Origin of the sequence: Nocardia sp. NPDC056611 (assembly GCF_042792755.1) — a bacterium.
GTDB lineage: Bacteria > Actinomycetota > Actinomycetes > Mycobacteriales > Mycobacteriaceae > Nocardia.
Map to the genome: position 1 here is coordinate 578,118 of NZ_JBHTVV010000004.1, position 20,242 is coordinate 598,359.

Genomic DNA, 20,242 nt, shown 5'->3' on the forward strand with positions numbered 1-20,242 from the left:
CTTTCGACCGGGCGGCTGTTTCAGGTCAGTGCTCGATCAAGAGCATTTCCTAGGCGGTCAGGCCGCGCACATCGACTGCAGGACACCGCGCAGGATCGGCGCGCCGTAGGTGGTGGGCGCGAAGGCGATGGTCTGGGCCATGCTCAGCGGGGTCGTGACGGCCGAGGCCACCCCGGTGAATCCGGCGATCGTCGTACCCGCGGTGAGCAGCAGGCTGGTGGTGTCGAGGGCGAAGGTGATGAGCGAGAAGAGGTTCTCCACCTTCACATCCGCCAATGCGACGGTGTTGAGGGCGCGGCCCTCGTAGATGTCGAAGCCCAGGTTGGCCAGGAAGGTCAGCGGCCCGTAGTCCAGCGCGTCCACGATCGGGCCGAGCTGCTCGGTGCGGCGCAGCATCATGATGTCGGCGACCCGGTTCTCGTGCAGGAAGCCTTGCAGCGCATCGGCATTGGCGTTCACCGACGCCGGATCGACGGGCAGCCCGGCGGCGGTGGTGAGGAACGTGCGGGTGCGCTCGACCAGATCGCCGGTCTTCAGTTCGGCCAGCGTGGTGCAGGTGCCGTCGGCCTTGGTGAGCTGGTTGGCCAGGTCGATGAGCGGCTGCGGCACGTCCACGCGCTCGTCGGGCAGCTCCAGCCGCAGCTTCTGATACGTGCCTTGGGCAGTGCAGCCCAGCGACAGCTGCGACTGCACCGACCGCGCCAGCGACTTCACGCCGTTGAACAGCGCGCCCACCACCGGCTTGAGCACGAAGCCGACGGTCGGCACCAGGCTGGCCGCGAACTGGGCGGGGATCTTCACGATGCGGGTAGCGAGAATGAACACCTCGACCACGTCGCGCACCTTCAGCTGCGAGAGCGCGATGGTCTTGTGCAGGTTGCCGGTCTTGACGGCGTCCAGGTTGTTGACGATGTAGGTGACGATCGGGTCGTCGAGGAACTGGGTGCGGTCATTGACCTCGTCCGGCCCCAGCGGCAGCCCGTTGCGATGCACGTGGATCGACGCGACGTTCTGCCGGAAATCCTCGACCGAGCGGTCGTAGGCGGTCTGCTGCTCGGCCGGAACCACCGTGCGAATGGCCGTGGCGGCCGCGGTGATGACGTCGTCGAAAGTTGCCGCAGGCTTGCCGCAGACCTCGCCGGCGTCGGCGATCTGGGTTGCCGCGAGCGCGTCGCCCTCGTCGGCGCGCGCGGGCGCCGCACCCGGGACGAGGGCGGCGGTGCCGAGGATGGCGGTGATGGACAGGGCCCCGATGAGCGGGGCGAATCGAGCGAGGCGCATGTAGATGGTCTTTCGAGGGATCGCGCAATCACGCGGCAACAAACTGGTCGGTGTTACAAATCGAGTCGATATGTAATACAGCCCGCATTGCGCGACAGTCAGCGTTTCATGAACGCTGAGCGAAAACCTCGCAACTTGTGAGGCGCAATACTCGCAGTTCGCGGCCCGCCTCGTTCTGGACTGACGGAGCGGGGGAGCGAAGCGGAGGAGCGGAGGAGGGAAGAACGAGGTAACAGGGCCGCGAACCCGCCCGGAGCGAAGCGGAGGGCAATAGAACACAGCCCACGCGCGTCCTGCGGGAGTGCCGGTAGTCTGGGCGACCGTGACCGTCGCATCCCCCTTCGATCTGATCGTTGTCGGCTCCGGCTTCTTCGGGCTGACCATCGCGGAACGCACCGCCAACCTGCTCGGCAAGCGAGTCCTGGTGGTCGAACGCCGCTACCACCTGGGCGGTAACGCCTACTCGGAGGCGGACCCCGAAACCGGCATCGAGATCCACAAGTACGGTGCCCACCTCTTCCACACCTCCAACAAGCGGGTGTGGGACTACGTGAACCAGTTCACCGAGTTCACGAACTACCAGCATCGCGTCTTCGGCCTGCACAAGGGCCAGGCGTACCCGCTGCCCATGGGGCTGGGCATGATCTCCCAGTTCTTCGGCCGCTACTACACCCCGGACGAGGCGCGTGCGCTGATCGCCGAACAGTCGGCGGAGGTCGCCGGCGACGAGGTGACCAATCTCGAGGAGAAGGGCATCTCGCTGATCGGCCGCCCGCTCTACGAGGCGTTCATCCGCGACTACACGGCCAAGCAGTGGCAGACCGATCCCAAGGAGCTGCCGGCGAACATCATCACCCGGCTGCCGGTCCGCTACACCTTCGACAGCCGCTACTTCAACGACACCTACGAGGGTCTGCCCAAGGACGGCTACACCGCGTGGCTGACGAAGATGGCCGAGAACCCGAACATCGAGGTGCGCCTGGACACCGACTGGTTCGACGTGCGCGACGAGGTCCGCGCCCAGAGCCCGGACGCCCCGGTCGTCTACACCGGCCCGCTGGACCACTACTTCGACTACAGCGAGGGCGAACTCGGCTGGCGCACCATCGATTTCGAGACCGAGGTGCTGGAAACCGGTGACTTCCAGGGCATCCCGGTGATGAACTACAACGATGCGGACGTCCCCTTCACCCGCATCATCGAGCCGCGCCACTTCCACCCCGAGCGCGACAACTACCCGGCCGACAAGACGGTCATCATGCGCGAGTTCTCGCGCTTCGCCCAGACCGGCGACGAACCGTACTACCCCATCAACACCCCCGAAGACCGCGCCAAGGTGCTCGCCTACCGCGAGCGCGCCAAGGCCGAAACCGCTTCGGCCAAGGTGCTGTTCGGTGGCCGCCTGGGCACCTACCAGTACCTGGACATGCACATGGCCATCGGCGCCGCGCTCAGCATGTTCGACAACGTGCTGCGCCCGCACCTGGAATCCGGTGCGCCGCTGGTGGATGAGGCCTGATGACCGCCCAACTCACGCGGGAAGACATGAGCACCGAGACTCGCGCCGTATCCCTGCTCCAGCGCATCATCCTGCCCCGGCCGGGTGAGCCGCTGGACGTCCGCAAGCTGTACCTCGAGGAATCCGACACCAATTCCCGTCGCGCGCACGCCATCACGCGCACCGCGCTGGCCATCGGCGCGGAGTCGGAGGTGTCGTTCTGCACCTACTTCAACGCGGTCCCGGCCAGCTACTGGCGGCGCTGGAGCGTGCTGAAGTCGGTGGTGCTGCGGCTGGAACTGTCCGGCCACGGCCGCGTCGACGTCTATCGCTCCAAGGCCGACGGCTCCCGAATCCACGTGCAGGGCAACGAGTTCAGCACGCCGGGCGAGGGCGCGGCCGCCGCGGACTTCGTCGAGTTCGAAGTGGATCTGGGCCCGTTCGAGGACGGCGGCTGGATCTGGTTCGACATCACCACCGACAGCCACGTCGAAATGCGCAGCGGCGGCTGGTACGCGCCCATCGAGGCGCCGGGTGAGGGCAGCATCGCCGTCGGCATGCCGACCTTCAACCGCCCCACCGACGCGGTCAAGACGCTGACCGCGCTGGGCTCCGACCCGCTGGTGCTGGAGAAGATCCAGGCCGTCATCATCCCCGACCAGGGCACCAAGAAGGTCGTGGACGAGCCCGGATTCGCCGAGGCCGCGGCCCGCCTGGCCGGTCGCCTCGCCATCCACGACCAGCCGAACCTCGGCGGTTCCGGCGGCTACAGCCGTGTCATGTACGAGGCGCTCGAGACCACCGACGCCGAGTACATCGTCTATATGGACGATGACATCGAGATCGAGCCGGACTGCATCCTGCGGGCCCTGGCCTTCTCGCGTTTCGCCAAGTCGCCCATCCTGACCGGCGGCCAGATGCTCAACCTGCAGGAGCGCTCGCACCTGCACGTGATGGGCGAGGTGGTGGACCGCTCCATCTTCATGTGGACCGCGGCCCCCAATGTCGAGTACGACCACGACTTCGCCAAGAACCCGCTGCGCGACCGCGACAACTCCAAGCTGCTGCACCGGCGCATCGACGTCGATTTCAACGGCTGGTGGACCTGCGTCATCCCGCGCCGGGTGGCCGAGGAGATCGGGCAGCCGCTGCCGCTGTTCCTCAAGTGGGACGACGCCGAATACGGTTTGCGCGCAAGGGAACACGGCTACCCGACGGTCACCCTGCCGGGTGCCGCGGTGTGGCACATGGCCTGGTCCGACAAGGACGACGCCATCGACTGGCAGGCCTACTTCCACCTGCGCAACCGCCTGGTCGTCGCCTCGCTGCACCTGCCCAACGACGGCCGCCCGATGGTGGTCAACACCGTCAAGGCCACGCTGAAACACCTGCTGTGCCTGGAGTATTCGACGGTCGCCATCCAGAACGAGGCGATCCGCGACTACCTCGCCGGACCGGAGAAGCTGTTCGAGCTGCTGCCGACCGCGCTCGGCAAGGTGCACGCCATGCGCAAGGAATACCCGGACGCGGTCGTGGTGCCGTCCTCCACCGAACTGCCCCTGGCCTCGCGGGCCGAGGTCGGCGCGGTCGGCGAGCCGGGCAACCCGATCGCCAAGGTGGTGCGCCTCGGCAAGGGCGTGCTGCACAACTTCCGCAAGGCCAACCCGAAGCATCACGACACCCCGCAGCTGAACGTGCCGACCCTGGACGCGCGCTGGTTCCTGCTCTCGCAGGTCGACGGAGTCACCGTCACCACCGCCGACGGCCGCGGCGTCGTCTACCGTAAGCGGGATCCGCGCAAGGCCAAGGAGCTTTTCACCGAGGCCATGCGCCTGCGGAAGGAGCTGGCCGAGCGCTTCCCGGAGGTGCGCGAGCAGTATCGTCGCGCGCACGCGCATCTCACCAGCCAGGCCGCGTGGGAGAACGTCTTCGGTATCGACGCTTCCGCCGCCCAGACGAGGAATGAGCCCAAATGACGGCTGCACAGCCAGCTTCCGGCGTGGACCGCGGACTGCACGCGGTCCCGGACGCGCCGGCGACTCCGGCCGCACCCCCGGCCGAGGTCAAGATTCTCAACCTGGTGCAGGGCACCATCGGACAGAACCCGGCGGTCGTGAAGGCCGCCCGCGGCATGTCCCATTTCGGTGAGCACTCGCTGGGCTGGATCGGCATCGCCGCGGTCGGTGCGCTGGTCGACAAGCCGCGCCGCCGCCAGTGGGCCGGGGTCGCGGTCGGCGCGTTCGGCGCGCACGCCGCGTCGGTGGTGATCAAGCGGGTGGTCCGCCGCCCCCGTCCGAACGATCCGTCCGTGCAGGTCAACGTGTCGACGCCGTCGAAGCTCAGCTTCCCGTCCTCGCACGCCACCTCGACCACCGCGGCGGCTGTGTTGCTCGGCCGACTGACCGGGCTACCCTTGCCTGCGGTGCTCGTCCCGCCGATGCTGCTCTCGCGGGTGGTCCTCGGTGTGCATTACCCCTCCGACGTGCTGGCGGGTTCCGCGCTGGGCGCAGCATCAGCCGCCGCCGTGCTCGCCGCCGAAAAGAGACTCGCGAAGTGACCGCCCAGGAAGAAGCCATCGTTGACATGAGCGAAGAGCCGACCAGCACCGACCTAGCAGAGGCGGTCATCAAGGGACCGCCGAAGACGTTGGGCGGCGGCTTGATCAAGGCCATGCGCCCGCGTCAGTGGATCAAGAACGTGCTGGTCCTGGCCGCGCCGCTGGCCGCGGGCAAGACCGCCGCGGGCGATCTGGTGATCAGCGATGTGTCGGTGCTCGGCCACGTGGCTCTCGCCTTCGTGGTGTTCTGCATGGCCGCGTCGGGCATCTACCTGGTCAACGACGCCCTCGACGTGGAGGCCGACCGGGCCCACCCCACCAAGCGTTTCCGGCCCATCGCGGCCGGCGTGGTGCCGGTGAACCTGGCCTACGCGCTCTCGGCGGTGCTGCTGATCGGCTCGATCCTGCTGTCCTTCGCGGCGAATTGGCATCTGGCCGTGGTGATGGCGGTCTACGTCGGCATTCAGCTGGCGTATTGCTTCGGCCTCAAGCACCAGGCGGTGCTGGACATCTGCATCGTGTCGTCGGGCTTCCTGCTGCGCGCGGTCGCCGGCGGCGTTTCCTCGGATATCCGTCTGTCCCAGTGGTTCCTGCTGATCATGGCGTTCGGTTCGCTGTTCATGGCGGCCGGAAAGCGCTACGCCGAACTGAAGTACGCGCTCGACACCGGCGCGAAGATCCGCAAGTCGCTGGAGTACTACACGCCGACCTACCTGCGTTTCGTCTGGACCCTGTCGGCCACCGCGGTCGTCGTGTTCTACGGTCTGTGGGCGTTCGAGCAGGATCGCGCCAAGGACACCATCTGGTTCGCCATCTCCATGATCCCGTTCGTCATCGCCATCATGCGGTACGCGGTGGATGTCGACGGCGGCGAAGCGGGTGAGCCGGAAGAGATCGCCCTGGGGGACCGGGTCCTCCAGTTCCTCGCAGTCGCCTTGATCGGAGCTCTGGGTGTCGCTGTCTATCTCACCTGACGTGGTAGAGGGAGAAGAGCGAGAGACGGGCGCGCCGACGGCACAATTGCCGGTCGGTCGCGCCCGTCGGCGTGCGGATGACTCCGCGCGCGGTGCCTCGCGACTATCCCGAGCCACGTTCATCGGTGGGATCGCACTGACCGCGACACTGTTCGCGGCCGGTGCGTGGCAGCGGCGCTGGATCGCCGACGACGGCCTGATCGTTCTCCGCACGGTGCGAAACCTGCTGGCGGGCAACGGTCCGGTCTTCAATGTCGACGAACGCGTCGAGGCCAATACCAGCACCGCCTGGACCTACATCGTCTACTTCTTCAGCTGGCTGACCCAGGCCCGGCTGGAATACGTGGTGCTCGGGATCGCGCTCACACTGTCGGTGCTGGCCATCGTGTTCGCGATGCTCGGCACCGCCCGGCTGTGGGGCGGAACGGGTTCCGCGCTGCTGCTTCCCGCGGGCGTGCTGGTCTACATCGCCCTGCCGCCGGCGCGCGACTACGCCACCTCCGGACTGGAGTCCTGCCTCGTCATCTTCTGGCTGGCGGTGCTCTGGTGGGGGATGGTGCGCTGGAGTCAGGCCGAGAAGGTGCGCCCCGCGGGCTTTCTCGCACTCGTCTTCTTCGCCGGATTGGCCCCGCTGATCCGCCCGGAGATGACACTGGTCGGCGCGCTCGCGCTGCTCATGCTGTTCTGCGCCCCGGTGCCCGAGACCCGTTTGCGGCCCTGGCTGTTCCGGGTGCTGATCGTGGCGGTCGCGGGTCTGCTGCCCGTGGCGTACCAGATCTGGCGGATGGGTTACTACGGCCTGCCCTACCCGAACACCGCGGTGGCCAAGGACGCCGGCGGCGCGAAGTGGGGCCAGGGCCTGGCGTATCTCTGGGATCTGGTCGGGCCGTACTGGCTGTGGTTGCCGCTGCTGGTGCTGCTGGTGGCCGGTGTGGTGGTCGGGCGGCAGCGCCGCGACCAACTCTCCGGGTCCGATCCCACGGGCGAATCCCGGAAACCCGGATGGCGCGGGCGGATTGACAGTTTCAGCCACTGGCTGCGGACCCCCGCCGCGGTGGTCACGCTCATGCTGGGCAGCGGATTCGTGCTCACCGTCTACGAGATCCGGGTCGGCGGCGACTTCATGCACGGTCGCATGCTGCTGCCGCAGGTGTTCTGCCTGATCCTGCCCGTCGCGGTGCTGCCGCTGCGGCTGCCGCGCACGGTGGCGGCGGGCGCGACCGGAATGCGCCGCATGGACTGGGCTTTCGTGATCGTGCTGGCCGCGTTCGCCGGAACCACGGGGTGGGCGCTGTTCGCGGCCGACACCACCGCCATCACGACCGGCACCAAGATCCGGGCCAACGGCATCGTGGACGAGCGCATCTACTACGTGCTCAACACCGGCCACGATCACCCGATCCGCGCCGAGGACTACCTGGACTATCCGCGCATTCGCGCCATGGTCCGGGACATCGGGAATTCGCCGGACGGCGCGCTGCTGCTCAGCTCGCCCTCGTTCACGAACTGGTATCTGGTGCCCGCGCCGGTCCCCGAGGGCAATCAGGAGCACGTGGTGTTCTTCCTGAATCTCGGCATGACCAGCATGAACGTGCCGCTGAACGTCCGGGTCATCGATCAGATGGGCCTGGCGTATCCGCTTGCCTCGCACACCGATCGGCTGACCGACGGCCGCATCGGCCATGACAAGAACCTCTACTCCGACTGGGTGGTCGTGGACACCGGCATGGTGGACAAGCATCCGTGGATGCCGTGGTTCCTGGACGAGAAGTGGACCACTCAGGCGCGAACGGCGCTGTCCTGCCCCGCCACCCAGGACATGCTGGCCTCGGTGCGCGGGCCGCTGACCTTCGACCGCTGGCGGCACAACGTGGTGCAGTCGCTCGATTTCGCCAAGTACCGGATCGATCGGGTCCCGAAGTACGAGATCCAGCGCTGCGGATTGGTCGACCCGACCGAGCCGCCGAAGTAACCGGTCCACACGGCAGCCCCGTATCCTCCGCGGATACGGGGCTGCTTTGCGCTGTCGAGCAATTAGTTTGGGCGTTTTGTCACGAACTGAAGATGAAATTTGAAATTCTGTCTCAATTAGGTAACGCCTGGTGGGGGGTTCCGCGATACGCTACTCGGCAGGCCGCTGCGGGTGATCTTCCTATGTGTCACAGCGGATGTCATGAGTTTGGAAGGGCCGGAACAACACGATGCCTAGCGCTGCCACCACTGTGCGTGGGAAACGGGGAACTCGACCGCGGCGAGCGTGGTTCACGAGGGCGACATTCGGCCTGGCCATGGCGCTGATGCTGCCGTTCGGCGCGTCGGTCGCCGGCACCGGCGGCACCGCGCAGGCGGCTCTGAATCCGGCCGGTTTCGATTTCTACGTGGATTCCGCGATGGGCCCGATCAAGTCGCGCGTCTTCCGCGCCAATGACGGCAACACCAATCGCGTGGTCTACCTGCTCGACGGCATGCGCGCCCGCGAGGACCTCAACGGCTGGGAGATCGAGACCAACGTCGCCCAGGCGTTGATGGACGCCAATATCAATGTGGTGATGCCGGTCGGCGGCGCGTCCAGCTTCTACGCCGACTGGACCCAGCCCAGCACCTTCCTGGGCATGAAGCCCGGCACCGCGCCGGGCGACGTGACCGGTTCCGGCGCCTCGTCGGTGTTCTCGGGTGGTCCGGGCAAGTCCTACACCTACAAGTGGGAAACCTTCATCACCAGCGACCTGCGCAACGCGCTGCGGGATCGGCTGGGCTTCAGTCCGAACCGCAACGGCGTGGTCGGCGTGTCCATGAGCGGCAGTGCCGCGCTCATGCTGGCGGCCTTCCACCCGGACCAGTTCAGTTACGCCAGTTCGAATTCGGGTGTGCCGAATATGAGCACGCCCGGCATGCGGGCGGCGATCCGCGCCGCGATGCTGGACTGCGGCGGTTACAACGTGGATGCCCTGGCTTCGTCGGAGGCCAAATGGCAGCACCTCGATCCGGCCGTGTTCGCAACGCGGTTGAAGGCCAACAACACCCGGCTGTGGATCTCCGCGGCGAGCGCCATTCCGGGTGGCGGTGACATCTCCGCGATGGCGACCAAGGAGGGCATGGGCATCGAGGCGGTGGCGCTGGCGAGCACCCGGATGTTCCAGGCCCGCTTGGCCGTTGTCGGTCTCGGCAATGTCGCCTACGACTTCCCGCCCACCGGCATCCACAACTGGCACACCTGGGAGCCGCAACTTATCAAGCAATTGCCCGATCTCTCCTCACACATCGGGTGACGAGCCGGGTTTTGTCTCGAGTCCTGTATTAATGAGCAGCTCAGGGCACATTTCCGGAAAAATGTGGCGCCCGTCACTTCTGTCACAAACCGATAACGAACAGTTCGCTAACGCACGATAGGCTCCCCGAGACCTTCCGCCGGGCGATGACCGAACCGGCGGGATTGCACGGAATGAACAGGACACGAAAGGCCGGACGAAGGCATGCGAGGCGAGTGGGTTAGACGTCCAGTGATGGGCGGCGGATGGTTGAAACGATCGGCACTCGGGCTCGCCGCGGCCCTCATGGTTCCCCTGGGCGCGTCGGTGGCCGGAGTCAGCGGCGTCGCGCACGCCGCCTTCAACCCCTCCGGGTTCGACTTCTGGGTCGACTCGGCCAGCATGGGCCCGGTCAAGACCCGTGTCTTCCGTGCCGCTGACGGCAACACCTCGCGGGTCGTCTACGCCCTCGACGGCATGCGTGCCACCCAGATCCTCAACGGCTGGGAGAACGACACCGAGGTCGTCCGCGCGCTGACCGCCGCGAACATCAACGTGGTCATGCCGGTCGGCGGCGAGTCCAGCTTCTACGCCGACTGGGCCGAGCCCAGCTCCATCCTCGGCATCGGCGGCGGCAGCGGCTCGGCCGGTTCCTCCTCGGGTTCCGCCTCGGGCTCGCAGTCGGGTTCCGGCGCGTTCGGCCTGTTCGCCGGCGGCCCCGGCAAGAGCTACCGCTACACCTGGGAAACCTTCATCACCCAGGACCTGCGCAACGCGCTGCGTGACCGGCTGGGCTTCAACCCCAACCGCAACGGCGTGTTCGGCCTGTCCATGGGTGGTTCGGGCGCGCTGACCCTGGCCGCCTACCACCCGGACCAGTTCAGCTACGCGGGCTCGTTCTCCGGCTACCTGAACGTCTCCGCGCCGGGCATGCGTGAGGCCATCCGCGTCGCCATGATCGACGCCGGCGGCTACAACGTGGACTCGATGGCCCCGCCGTGGGGTCAGCAGTGGCTGCGCATGGACCCGTTCGTGTTCGCGCCGCGCCTGATCGCCAACAACACCCGCCTGTGGATCTCCGCCGCCAGCGCCATCCCGGCCGCCGGCGACGTCTCCGGCGTCATGTCGGTGATCCAGGGCATGCCGCTGGAGGCGCTCGCGCTCGCCAACACCCGGGCCTTCCAGGTCCGGATGGCCACCCTGGGCGCGCAGAACGTCACCTACGACTTCCCGGCCAGCGGTGTGCACAACTGGCGGAACTGGGAGGCCGAGGTCTACCGCATGATCCCGGACCTCTCCAACAACATCGGCTAGAAAACCGCGCTCAGCGCGTAAAGTCCCCCGGGCGTAGGTCAAGATCTGGACTCGCCCGGGGGACTCGTGCGTCGACACGCCCGACACGCCGACGCGGACGTCCGATACTTGAGCAGTTTCGAAGAGAAGATCGTTCTGCTGGATCGTCTGTGCTCCGATGAGAGGCTGGGTCGATGCTGGTGCGTGGCTTCAAACGAACTGTGCTGGGTATCGCGACGGCGATGCTGCTGCCATTAGGCGCCGGGGTGGTCGTCTCCCCGCCCGCATCAGCCGGATTCAATCCGTCGGGATTCGACTTCTGGGTCGATTCTCCCGAGATGGGCCCGATCAAGTCCCGGATCTTCCGCGCCGCCGACGGCAATACCAACCGCGTCGTCTACGTGCTCGACGGCGAACGCGCCCAGGGCGACCTGAACGGCTGGGAGATCAACACCAATGTCGCCGAGGTCCTGCAGAGCTGGAACATCAATGTGGTGATGCCGGTCGGCGGCCAGTCCAGCTTCTACGCGGACTGGGATTCACCCAGTTCGTTCTTCGGCCTGCGGCCCGGCAGCGGCTCGTCCGCGGCGAATTCCGGATCCGGCATGACCGAGGCGCTGGGCGGCGGTGAGGGCAAGAGCTACCGCTACACCTGGGAATCGCTGCTCACCAATCAGCTGCGCTGGGCATTGCGGGATCGCCTGGGCTTCAATCCGAATCGCAATGGCGTGTTCGGATTGTCGATGGGCGGCAGTGCCGCGCTCACCTTGTCGGCGTACCACGCCGACCAATTCAGTTTCGCCGGATCATTCTCCGGTTATCTGAACATTTCCGCGCCGGGTATGCGCGAGGGCATTCGCGCGGCCATGATCGACGCCGGCGGTTACAACGTCGACTGCATGGCGCCGCCGTGGGGTCCGCAGTGGTTGCGCATGGATCCCTTCGTCTTCGCGCCCACCCTGATCGCGAACAACACTCGCGTCTGGGTCTCGGCCGGCAGCGGCCTGCCGATGCAGCAGGACCTCCAGATTCCGTTCGGCGCGGCCGCCGACCGCATCGTCCGCGGCACCCCGCTGGAGGCGTTGGCGCTGGCCAATACCCGCGCGTTCCAGGTCCGCATGATGACGCTCGGCGCGAGCAACGTGGTCTACGACTTCCCGCCCGCCGGACTGCACGCCTGGACCAACTGGCAGGACGACGCGTACCGGATGATTCCGGACATGTCGGCGAATATCGGCTGACGTCCGAAATCCGCGCCACCGCAACACGGTTCGACACGAGTTCGCCCGATGTTCGATCAGCGGCATGAGACCGAGTCTCATGCCGCTGTTTTGTCGTGCCTGGTCGGAGCGCATCGGAGGCATTGCCCGGCACATCGGAGAGATTGCCGGCCAGCGGGATTGGGGGCTGTCGATTACCGGCTGAGCTGTTGTCATAGGAATGGCGAATAGGCAGGTGAGTGACACAAGTCACTGGTACCGAATCGCTGTTTGCGCATAGGTGAAATGCGAGTTCGTGTACGCGTCGGATGCGCTTCCCGTCAGTGCCGCGACACTCGGGAGTCGGCGTGTTTCTCATTGTGCCGAAAGATCATTCGGTCCTGTTGCCGAGAGTGGGCTCCGTGACATATTGTCACGCGGAACCAATCTGATGAGGTTGTCGGGGATCTCGCTGTCCGGTGATGTCGCGGCCGATGTCGGCTGCACTCATGGGGCGGGTTGGCCGTCAGCAGCGAAGTAGCCGGAGTAAAAGAAAGCAGGATTCATGAGGTTCGGCAGGAACGGGGGGAGTACTGCGGCGCGTCCGACACGCGGTGCGGGTACATGGATGAGGCGGACGCTGGTCGCATCGGTCGCCGCTCTCGCACTGCCGGTGGTGGTGGGCGGCGCTCCGGCGCAGGCCCTGCCCGCTCATGGCATCACCCACCGGATGAACCCGGGCGCCACCGAGGACCTGATGGTTCCCTCGAGCATGGGCCCGATCAAGGTCCAGGTCCAGTGGGCCCGCAACGGCGGCAACGGCGCGCTCTACATGCTCGACGGCATGGCCGCGCGTGACGACCGCAACGCGTGGAGCTTCGAGACCAACGCCAACCAGCAGTTCTCGAACGACGACATCACCCTGGTGATGCCGGTCGGTGGTCAGTCCAGCTTCTACACCGACTGGCTGGCCCCGAGTAACACCAACGGCCAGAAGTTCACCTACAAGTGGGAGACCTTCCTGACCAAGGAGCTGCCCGCCTTCCTCGAGGGCTACGGCGTCTCCCGCACCAACAACGCGGTCGTCGGTCTGTCGATGAGCGGTGGCGCCGCGCTCGCGCTGGCCGCCTTCCACCGCGACCAGTTCAAGTGGGCCGGCTCGTACTCCGGCGCGCTGAACGTCTCCGCCCCCGGTATGCGGGAGGCCCTGCGCGTGGCCGTCCTGCGCTGGGGCGCCTACAACATCGACTCGATGGCGCCGCCGTGGAGCCCGCAGTGGCTGCGCATGGACCCGTTCGTGTTCGCCCCGCAGCTGCGTGGCCTGCCGATGCGTATCTCGGCCGGTGGCGCGCTGCCCGGTGAGTTCGACCGGCCGGCCAATGTCGGCGCGGTGTTCGACACCGGCGTCGGTATGGGCATCGAGGCGGTCTGCCTGCTCAACACCCGCTCGTTCCAGGCCCGCCTGGCGCAGCTGGGCATCCCGGCGGACTTCGACTTCCCGGCCACCGGCACCCACTCCTGGAAGTACTGGGAGGCCGAGCTGTGGAAGTCCCGCATCGGCATCCTGCAGGCGCTGCACGCGATCTGATCTTCCGATAGCCCGAATGCCGGTCACCCCTCGGGGTGACCGGCATTCGCCGTTTCCCGGACGGGTTCGAAAGCTAATGTGGCACAGGTGGTATCGCGACGACGGCGCTCGTGCCGGATCAGGGGGACGGTCGCCATCGCGGCGGCCGTCGCGATAGTGCTCACCGGCGCTCCGGCCGCCGCGGAGCCGGCGCCCGCCGCGGCGCCCGTCATCAGTCAGGTCACCCCGCTGGGCGCGAGACGTGTTGCGCTGTGGGTGGATTCGCCCGCCATGCGCGGGCGGGTGCAGGTGCAGCTGTTGCTGCCGCGCGATTGGGACGCGCGGCCCGCCGCCAAGTTCCCGGTGCTGTTCCTGCTGGACGGAACGCGGGCCGGCGATCAGGAGAGCGGATGGACGAAAGAGGCTGGGGCACAGTCGTTCTACGCTGACAAGAACGTGGTGGTCGCCCTGCCCGTCGGTGGCGCGGCGAGCTACTACACCGATTGGAGACAGGCTTCGGAAGGCAAGACCAATCGGTGGGAAACGTTCCTCACCAAGGAATTACCGCCGCTGCTCGAACGCGACTGGCGCACCACCGATGTGCGCGGCATCGCTGGGCTGTCGATGGGTGGTTCGGCCGCCATGACGCTGGCCGCGCGGAACAAGGGCTTCGCGCGTTTCGCGGCCTCGTTCTCCGGGCTGCTCACGGCCACGACTATCGGTATGCCGCAGGCGATCCAGCTCGCGCAGCGGGCGGCGGGGGAGAACAACGCCGACTTCATGTGGGGGCCGCCGGGCGCCGCGGAGTGGTCCGCGCACGATCCCTATGAGCTGGCCGAACGGCTCAAGGGCGTCAGCCTCTACATCTCCAGCGGCAGTGGGTCCGGGGGTGTCCGGGGTGGCGCCACGGTCCCCGGCGTGAGTACCGACTGGTCGGGTACGGCGCTGGAGATCCTGGCGCGCATGTCATCCCGGCAATTCGCCGCGAAACTCGACAAATTGAGCATTCCGGTCTCGGTGAACTACCGGGCGGCCGGCACGCACGCTTGGCCGTACTGGGATTTCGAGATGCGACAGTCCTGGCCGCAGGTCGCGGCCGCGCTCGGCGTGGAGCAGTGATCGAAATACACGCCTGCTGAACGGGATACCCGCCGGTTCCCTCCGATACCTCCGAGCCGACTGTAGAGTGCACCGTTGTCCGTGACTCCCGTCACGTCGGTGTGGTTCCCCCCTGCGGTTCAGGAGATCGATCTCTATGGCAGTACAGGGCGCTTCGTCATGCCCACAGCACGGTTCGGTTCGGCTCACCACGCGCGCTCGCGTCCGGAGGTTCTGGCGGCGCGCCCTGGTCACGGCCCTGGCGGTGGCCGCGCTCCCGGCATTGGCCGGGCCCGCGGCCGCCATGCCCACGCACCCGGTGCATCGCACTCCCGAGGGCGGATTCGAGGAGCTGTACGTGCCCTCGAGCATGGGCCCGATCAAGGTTCAGGTGCAGTGGGCGCGGCACGGCGGCAACGCCGCGCTGTACCTGCTCGACGGGCTTCGTGCCCGAAATGACTTCAATGCCTGGACTTTCGAGACGGATGCCTTGAAACAGTTCGCCGAGGACAACGTCACCCTGGTGATGCCGGTCGGCGGTCAGTCCAGCTTCTATACGGACTGGCGCGCGCCCTCCTCGACCAACGGGCAGAAGCTCACCTACAAGTGGGAGACCTTCCTGACCGAGGAGCTGCCGGCGTTCCTCGAGGGCTACGGCGTCTCCCGCACCAACAACGCGGTGGCCGGACTGTCCATGGGCGGCTCGGCGGCACTGGCGCTGGCCGCCTACCACCGCGACCAGTTCAAACACGCGTCCTCGTTCTCGGGCTACCTGAACATCTCCGCGCCCGGTATGCGGGAGGCGATCCGGATCGCCATGCTCGACGCGGGCCGTTTCGACGTGGATTCGATGGCCTGGCCGTGGAGTCCGCAGTGGCTGCGCATGGACCCGTTCGTATTCGCGCCGCAGCTGCGCAACCTGCCGCTGTACATCTCCGCCTCGTGGGGCGTGCTCGGCCCGCACGACAATCCGGACTCGGCGATCGGCACGTTCAACACCGTGAATGCCGTTGCGCTGGAGTCCTTGTCGATGGTGAACACCATGTCGTTCATCGGCCGGATGGAACAGCTGGGCATCGGCGCGCACTACAACCTGCCGGTTCAGGGCACCCACTCCTGGGGCTACTGGCAGGACCAGCTGGCCGACGCCCGGCCCGACATCCTGGCCGCGCTGGGGGCTTGACGCTCGGCCCGGACCGGCAACTGGGCGTTTGCTGCGGAACGGCAGATTTGCGTGTGTCCTACCGGAACTCACACGGTTCCGGAGGTACAACACTAATGTGGCTGGAGTTGTCCGTGGGATCAGAACAGGGCGCATGCGTAGGATGGCATGCGCCATGGCGGCGGTATTTCCGCTGGCAGCGGGCACTTTCTTAGTGCCGGGGGTGGCAAGCGCCGCCCCCGAGGCCCCGGCTCCGGCGGCCTCGGTCCAGAAGATGAACTGGCTGAACGACCACCGGGTCAATGTGTGGGTGAACTCCCCCGCGACCGGTTCCCCACTGCAGATTCAGCTTTTGCTGCCGCGTGACTGGAACACCAAACCGGACGCCAAATTCCCGGTCGTCTACATGCTCGACGGCCTGCGCGCGACCGACGACGAGAACGGCTGGACCAAGGACGCGGGTGCGGCCGGCTTCTACGCCGACAAGAACGCCCTGGTGGTGCTGCCCATCGGCGGCCAGTCCAGCTTCTACGCCGACTGGCTGGCCCCCGACAACGGCCACAACTACCAGTGGGAGACCTTCCTGGTGAAGGAACTCCCGCCGCTGCTGGAGAACCAGTTCCGGGCCACCGATGTGCGTGCGGTGGAGGGCCTCTCGATGGGCGGCACCGCCGCCATGATGCTGGCCGCGCGCAATCCGGGCTGGGTCCGCTCGGCGTCCTCCTACTCCGGATTCCTGACCCTGACCTCGCTGGGCATGCCGCAGGCGGTCAACTTCGCCATGCACGACGCGGGCGGCTTCGACTCGTCGAAGATGTTCGGTCCGCCCTCCAGCGCGGCGTGGAAGGAACACGACCCCTACGAGCAGGCCGAGAAGCTCAAGGGCACCGCGCTGTACGTCTCCAGCGGTAACGGCGTCGCGGGCGCCACCGACCCGCTGTCCGACATTCCCGGCATCAGCACCAACTACGCGGGCCTCGGGCTCGAGGTGCTGTCGCGGCTGAGCACCCAGAACTTCGTGGCCAAGCTCAACAAGCTGAACATCCCGGTCTCCGTGAACTACCGCCCCTCCGGCACCCACACCTGGCCGTACTGGGACTTCGAGATGCGTCAGGCCTGGCCGCAGACGGCGGCCGCGCTCGGCGTGGACTCCACCCCGCCCAACTGCAGGACCGGCGGCGCGATCGCCCCGGTGGTGCAGGGCAACAACTGGCTCGGCGACTGCCTGACCGGCGAATACCCGATGACCGGTGGCGTCGGCCAGGACTTCCGCGGCGGCCGGGTGATGTTCTCCCAGGGCACCGGCGCACAGCCGGTCGCGGGCGCGATCGGCGGCAGCTACGCCGGACTGGACGGCGCGAGCGGCGCTCTCGGCTTCCCGACCGGCGGCGAGGGCGGGCTGCCCGACGGCCGCGGCCGGGTGCAGCACTTCCAGAACGGATCCATCTACTGGACCCCGCAGACCGGGGCCCAGGCGGTGCGCGGCGCGATCCTCGGCGAATGGGCCCGGCAGGGCTTCGAGCAAGGCCCCGCGGGCTACCCGAACGGGCAGGAGGCGCGCACGCCCCAGAAGGACGGCGTGGTCCAGAGTTTCGAGAACGGACCGGTGTACTTCACCGCCAAGACCGGCGCGCACCTGGTGCAGGGCCTGATCCTGGGCAAATACTCCCAACTCGGATTCGAGAGCGGCCCTTACGGTTTCCCGACCAGCGGTGAGCAGGGGCTGCGCGACTTCGGCCGCTACAGCGCCTTCGAGGGCGGCAATATCTACTGGAGCCCGCTCTCGGGCGCCTGGGCCGTGCGCACCGGCCAGATCATGGACGCCTGGGGCGCAACCGGATTCGAGAACGGACCGCTCGGCTTCCCGATCTCCGACGAGGGGCAGTCCCCGGGCGGCCTGCAGCAGACCTTCCAGGGCGGCACCATCACCATCCGCGACGGGCGCGCCGTCGCGGCCACCTTCGACGGGCGGCCCATCGCCATCCCCGGCAGCGAGGCCCCCAAACCCGACCCGGCCCCGGCGGCGGCTCCGGCCGCCACCCCGGCTCCGGCTCCCGCGAACGCCCCGGCTCCGTCCCCGGCCGAGGTTCCCGTCCCGGCGGCGGCCGCACCTGCCCCCGCGGCGCCCGCCCCCGCTCCGGCGGCAGCCGCCCCCGCCCCCGCCCCCGCGCCGGCTCCGGCTCCGGCCGCCGCTCCGGCTCCGGCCGGGGTCCCCGCCGCGGTTCCGGCTCCGGCGGCGGCTCCCGTCCCGGCCCCGGAACCCACTCCGGCCGAACCGCCGGCCCCGGCGCCCATCCCCGCGCTGGGCCCTGAAGTCCGTCCCAACTGAGACTTTTCCGACGAACAGGCCCTAATCGGCCCTAAGAAACGGATGAGGGTCCGTTGTGGTTCGGGCTCCGCGTCCGGGTTGCGGCTAGCCTGGGGGCGACCTTTGCCCTTGGACAGAAATAGGATGCGAATAGATGCACGGAACCCGTGGAAAGGTATTCGGCGTGGTGGCCGCCCTCGCCGCCGCCGGCCTGCTCGCCGCGTGCGGTAGCAACGACTCGACCGCCAAGAGCACTCCCACGCTGAGCGCCACCAAGACCACGGCCGCCGCCTCCGGTGCCGCCACGCCGTCGGCCGATCAGCAGGCCCCCTCGGCCGCGCCCGACGGCGGGACCTCCGAGCGCCCGGACCCGATCCCGAGCCAGTTCCTGACCACGCCGCCCGGTTCCCCGGCGCTGACGGACAAGGAGAAGGGCTTCCTCGAGGAGCTGAAGAAGGCCGGCATCACCCCGGGCTCCTCGGACATCGCCATCACCGCGGCGAATCTGGTCTGCCAGGGCAAGGCGGAGAACGCGCCGCAGGACCAGATCATCACGTACGTGACCGCCATCGCCGGCTCCGACCCGGCCTTCGATCCGGCCAAGATGTCGGTCGAGCAGGCGGGTAAGACCTACTACGACGTCGCCACGAAGAGCTACTGCAACAAGTGACGACACGACGCCGAAACGGACGACGCCGGACCCGGCCCGTAGGTTGCCTGCTCCTCGCCATCGCCGCGATCGTGATCGTGGTCGTGGTGGCGCTGCTGCTGTGGTACCTGCTGGCCGGCCGGCTGCGGCTGCCCGGCCCCAAGCCGCCGGGACCCACCCGTCCGAGTTCGCAGCCGGCCGCCTGCCCGGATGTGTTGCTGCTGTCCATTCCGGGCACCTGGGAGTCGAACGCCACCGACGACCCCTACAACCCGACCGCGAACCCGGCGTCGCTGATGTTGAACATCTCCAACCCGATTCGGGCCAAGTTCCCGAACGAACGGCTCGAGGTCTACACCGTTCCCTACGTCGCCCAGTTCTCGAATCCGGTCGCCATTCCGCCGGACGGGCAGGCGTCGTACAACAACAGCCGGTCCGAGGGCGCCAAGCGGGCTTCGGAGAAGCTGGCCATGACCCACGCCGACTGCCCGCTCACCACCTTCGTGCTGGCGGGCTTCTCGCAGGGCGCGGTGATCGCGGGTGACGTGGCCGCGCAGATCGGCGCGGGCAAGGGCCCGGTGCCCGAGGACCTGGTGCTGGGTGTGACCACCATCGCCGACGGCCGCCGCGATATCGGCGACCCGGGCGAGGCCACGGCCATCGGACCGTCCCCGGCGGGCGTCGGCGCGGAGGTCGCGCTGCGGGGCCTGAACGTGCCGGGCATCACCATGACCGGGCCGCGCGGCGGCTTCGGCAAGCTGTCCGACCGGGCCTTCACCATCTGCGCCGCAGGCGATTTGATCTGTGATTCGCCCCGGCAGGCGCTCAACCCCGGCAACATCCTCGGGAGCCTGAACATCCTGGTCAAGGCCGCGGGTAACCCCGTCCACAGCCTCTACAACGGCTACCAGGTGGACGACAACGGGACCACCGCCACCCAGTGGGCGGTGAACTGGGCCTCCGGTCTCATCGAAAACGCCCCGCACCCAGCACATTCGTGAGTGAATGGTGACCCCCGCCGACCAACCCCCCAGTTTGGGGGTCACCCGGTAAAGTGCTCCGGGTTGCGACACTGCCGAGACCCGGTGGGTGCGGCAACTCACATCCCTGTCCTAGTTGTGTCCTATCCGGGGCGCTCCCCACCCATTTGGAGGCATTCGCGCCGGTGAAGCCATAGTCCAGTGGTGTGAGCTGGGAGATGTTCGGCCGCTCCGACGCATGGCCGGATCGCTCCTCTGTAACATGTCCCTGGCTCGAGAACATCTAGCCAATAGACGGTCACCGCGCAGACCGCAACGAAATTCTGCAGGTTGGCTCTCCCATGGAGCTCCCGCGGGCGAACACAGTCGGGGCCTCACAGGTAACAGCGGCAAAGCAGCCGTTCCATGCCGCGTGTGCCTCGGAGGAG

14 protein-coding genes and 1 pseudogene are annotated in these 20,242 nt (G+C 67.5%); 14 read left to right on the top strand and 1 reads right to left on the bottom strand.

Going from position 1 to position 20,242, the window contains the following annotated elements; all coding sequences use genetic code 11:
* Window positions 1–57 precede the first annotated feature (57 nt).
* Window positions 58–1,281, bottom strand: coding sequence for a hypothetical protein (locus tag ACFRAQ_RS24050; protein WP_379103180.1), 1,224 nt, complete (start codon window positions 1,279–1,281; stop codon window positions 58–60).
* A 322-nt stretch (window positions 1,282–1,603) separates the two neighbouring features.
* On the opposite strand from ACFRAQ_RS24050, the gene glf reads away from it, so the two are divergent.
* The 14 genes and pseudogenes from glf (at window position 1,604) to ACFRAQ_RS24120 (ending at window position 19,835) form a co-directional block, all read left to right on the top strand.
* The gene (glf, locus tag ACFRAQ_RS24055; RefSeq protein WP_379103182.1) at window positions 1,604–2,800 is read left to right on the top strand and encodes a UDP-galactopyranose mutase; all 1,197 of its coding nucleotides are present in this window, start codon (window positions 1,604–1,606) and stop codon (window positions 2,798–2,800) included.
* Window positions 2,800–4,755 (top strand): glycosyltransferase, encoded by a 1,956-nt coding sequence (locus tag ACFRAQ_RS24060; RefSeq protein WP_379103184.1) that lies wholly within the window; start codon window positions 2,800–2,802, stop codon window positions 4,753–4,755. Before glf ends, ACFRAQ_RS24060 begins: the two co-directional genes overlap by 1 nt.
* Window positions 4,752–5,336 (top strand): phosphatase PAP2 family protein, encoded by a 585-nt coding sequence (locus ACFRAQ_RS24065; RefSeq protein ID WP_357275130.1) that lies wholly within the window; start codon window positions 4,752–4,754, stop codon window positions 5,334–5,336. The genes ACFRAQ_RS24060 and ACFRAQ_RS24065 overlap by 4 nt, the downstream gene beginning before the upstream one ends.
* A gap of 26 nt (window positions 5,337–5,362) precedes the next feature.
* Complete coding sequence (locus tag ACFRAQ_RS24070) at window positions 5,363–6,310, top strand: decaprenyl-phosphate phosphoribosyltransferase (RefSeq protein WP_379103187.1); 948 nt, start codon at window positions 5,363–5,365, stop codon at window positions 6,308–6,310.
* A gap of 46 nt (window positions 6,311–6,356) precedes the next feature.
* Window positions 6,357–8,282: a flagellar motor control protein ZomB gene (gene zomB / locus ACFRAQ_RS24075; RefSeq protein ID WP_379103769.1), complete on the top strand. Its 1,926-nt coding sequence runs from the start codon at window positions 6,357–6,359 to the stop codon at window positions 8,280–8,282.
* Window positions 8,283–8,598: 316 nt separating this feature from the next.
* Window positions 8,599–9,579, top strand: a complete 981-nt coding sequence (locus ACFRAQ_RS24080; RefSeq protein WP_379103189.1) for an alpha/beta hydrolase — start codon at window positions 8,599–8,601, stop codon at window positions 9,577–9,579.
* A 204-nt stretch (window positions 9,580–9,783) separates the two neighbouring features.
* Window positions 9,784–10,872, top strand: coding sequence for an alpha/beta hydrolase (locus ACFRAQ_RS24085; RefSeq protein WP_379103191.1), 1,089 nt, complete (start codon window positions 9,784–9,786; stop codon window positions 10,870–10,872).
* Window positions 10,873–11,045: 173 nt separating this feature from the next.
* Window positions 11,046–12,092, top strand: a complete 1,047-nt coding sequence (locus tag ACFRAQ_RS24090; RefSeq protein WP_379103193.1) for an alpha/beta hydrolase — start codon at window positions 11,046–11,048, stop codon at window positions 12,090–12,092.
* Between the two features lie 586 nt (window positions 12,093–12,678).
* Window positions 12,679–13,638: an alpha/beta hydrolase family protein gene (locus ACFRAQ_RS24095; protein ID WP_357275140.1), complete on the top strand. Its 960-nt coding sequence runs from the start codon at window positions 12,679–12,681 to the stop codon at window positions 13,636–13,638.
* A gap of 87 nt (window positions 13,639–13,725) precedes the next feature.
* Window positions 13,726–14,736 (top strand): alpha/beta hydrolase, encoded by a 1,011-nt coding sequence (locus ACFRAQ_RS24100; RefSeq protein WP_379103196.1) that lies wholly within the window; start codon window positions 13,726–13,728, stop codon window positions 14,734–14,736.
* 136 nt (window positions 14,737–14,872) lie between these two features.
* Window positions 14,873–15,898 carry an alpha/beta hydrolase gene (locus ACFRAQ_RS24105; RefSeq protein ID WP_379103198.1) on the top strand — a complete coding sequence of 342 codons (1,026 nt, stop codon included), beginning with the start codon at window positions 14,873–14,875 and terminating at the stop codon, window positions 15,896–15,898.
* A 142-nt stretch (window positions 15,899–16,040) separates the two neighbouring features.
* Window positions 16,041–17,825: pseudogene (locus tag ACFRAQ_RS24110) on the top strand (alpha/beta hydrolase-fold protein); the annotation flags it as partial.
* Between the two features lie 514 nt (window positions 17,826–18,339).
* Window positions 18,340–18,855, top strand: coding sequence for a DUF732 domain-containing protein (locus ACFRAQ_RS24115; RefSeq protein WP_379103200.1), 516 nt, complete (start codon window positions 18,340–18,342; stop codon window positions 18,853–18,855).
* Window positions 18,852–19,835, top strand: a complete 984-nt coding sequence (locus tag ACFRAQ_RS24120) for a cutinase family protein (RefSeq protein ID WP_379103202.1) — start codon at window positions 18,852–18,854, stop codon at window positions 19,833–19,835. Before ACFRAQ_RS24115 ends, ACFRAQ_RS24120 begins: the two co-directional genes overlap by 4 nt.
* Window positions 19,836–20,242: the final 407 nt, after the last annotated feature.

Excerpts from the sequence above, each read along its gene's own strand:
- ACFRAQ_RS24105 (WP_379103198.1), top strand. The coding sequence starts at position 14,873 with ATGGCAGTACAGGGCGCTTCGTCATGCCCACAGCACGGTTCGGTTCGG.
- ACFRAQ_RS24090 (WP_379103193.1), top strand. The coding sequence starts at position 11,046 with ATGCTGGTGCGTGGCTTCAAACGAACTGTGCTGGGTATCGCGACGGCG.
- ACFRAQ_RS24095 (WP_357275140.1), top strand. The coding sequence starts at position 12,679 with ATGAGGCGGACGCTGGTCGCATCGGTCGCCGCTCTCGCACTGCCGGTG.
- ACFRAQ_RS24115 (WP_379103200.1), top strand. The coding sequence starts at position 18,340 with ATGCACGGAACCCGTGGAAAGGTATTCGGCGTGGTGGCCGCCCTCGCC.
- ACFRAQ_RS24050 (WP_379103180.1), bottom strand. The coding sequence starts at position 1,281 with ATGCGCCTCGCTCGATTCGCCCCGCTCATCGGGGCCCTGTCCATCACC.
- ACFRAQ_RS24085 (WP_379103191.1), top strand. The coding sequence starts at position 9,784 with ATGCGAGGCGAGTGGGTTAGACGTCCAGTGATGGGCGGCGGATGGTTG.
- ACFRAQ_RS24065 (WP_357275130.1), top strand. The coding sequence starts at position 4,752 with ATGACGGCTGCACAGCCAGCTTCCGGCGTGGACCGCGGACTGCACGCG.
- ACFRAQ_RS24070 (WP_379103187.1), top strand. The coding sequence starts at position 5,363 with ATGAGCGAAGAGCCGACCAGCACCGACCTAGCAGAGGCGGTCATCAAG.
- ACFRAQ_RS24080 (WP_379103189.1), top strand. The coding sequence starts at position 8,599 with ATGGCGCTGATGCTGCCGTTCGGCGCGTCGGTCGCCGGCACCGGCGGC.
- ACFRAQ_RS24060 (WP_379103184.1), top strand. The coding sequence starts at position 2,800 with ATGACCGCCCAACTCACGCGGGAAGACATGAGCACCGAGACTCGCGCC.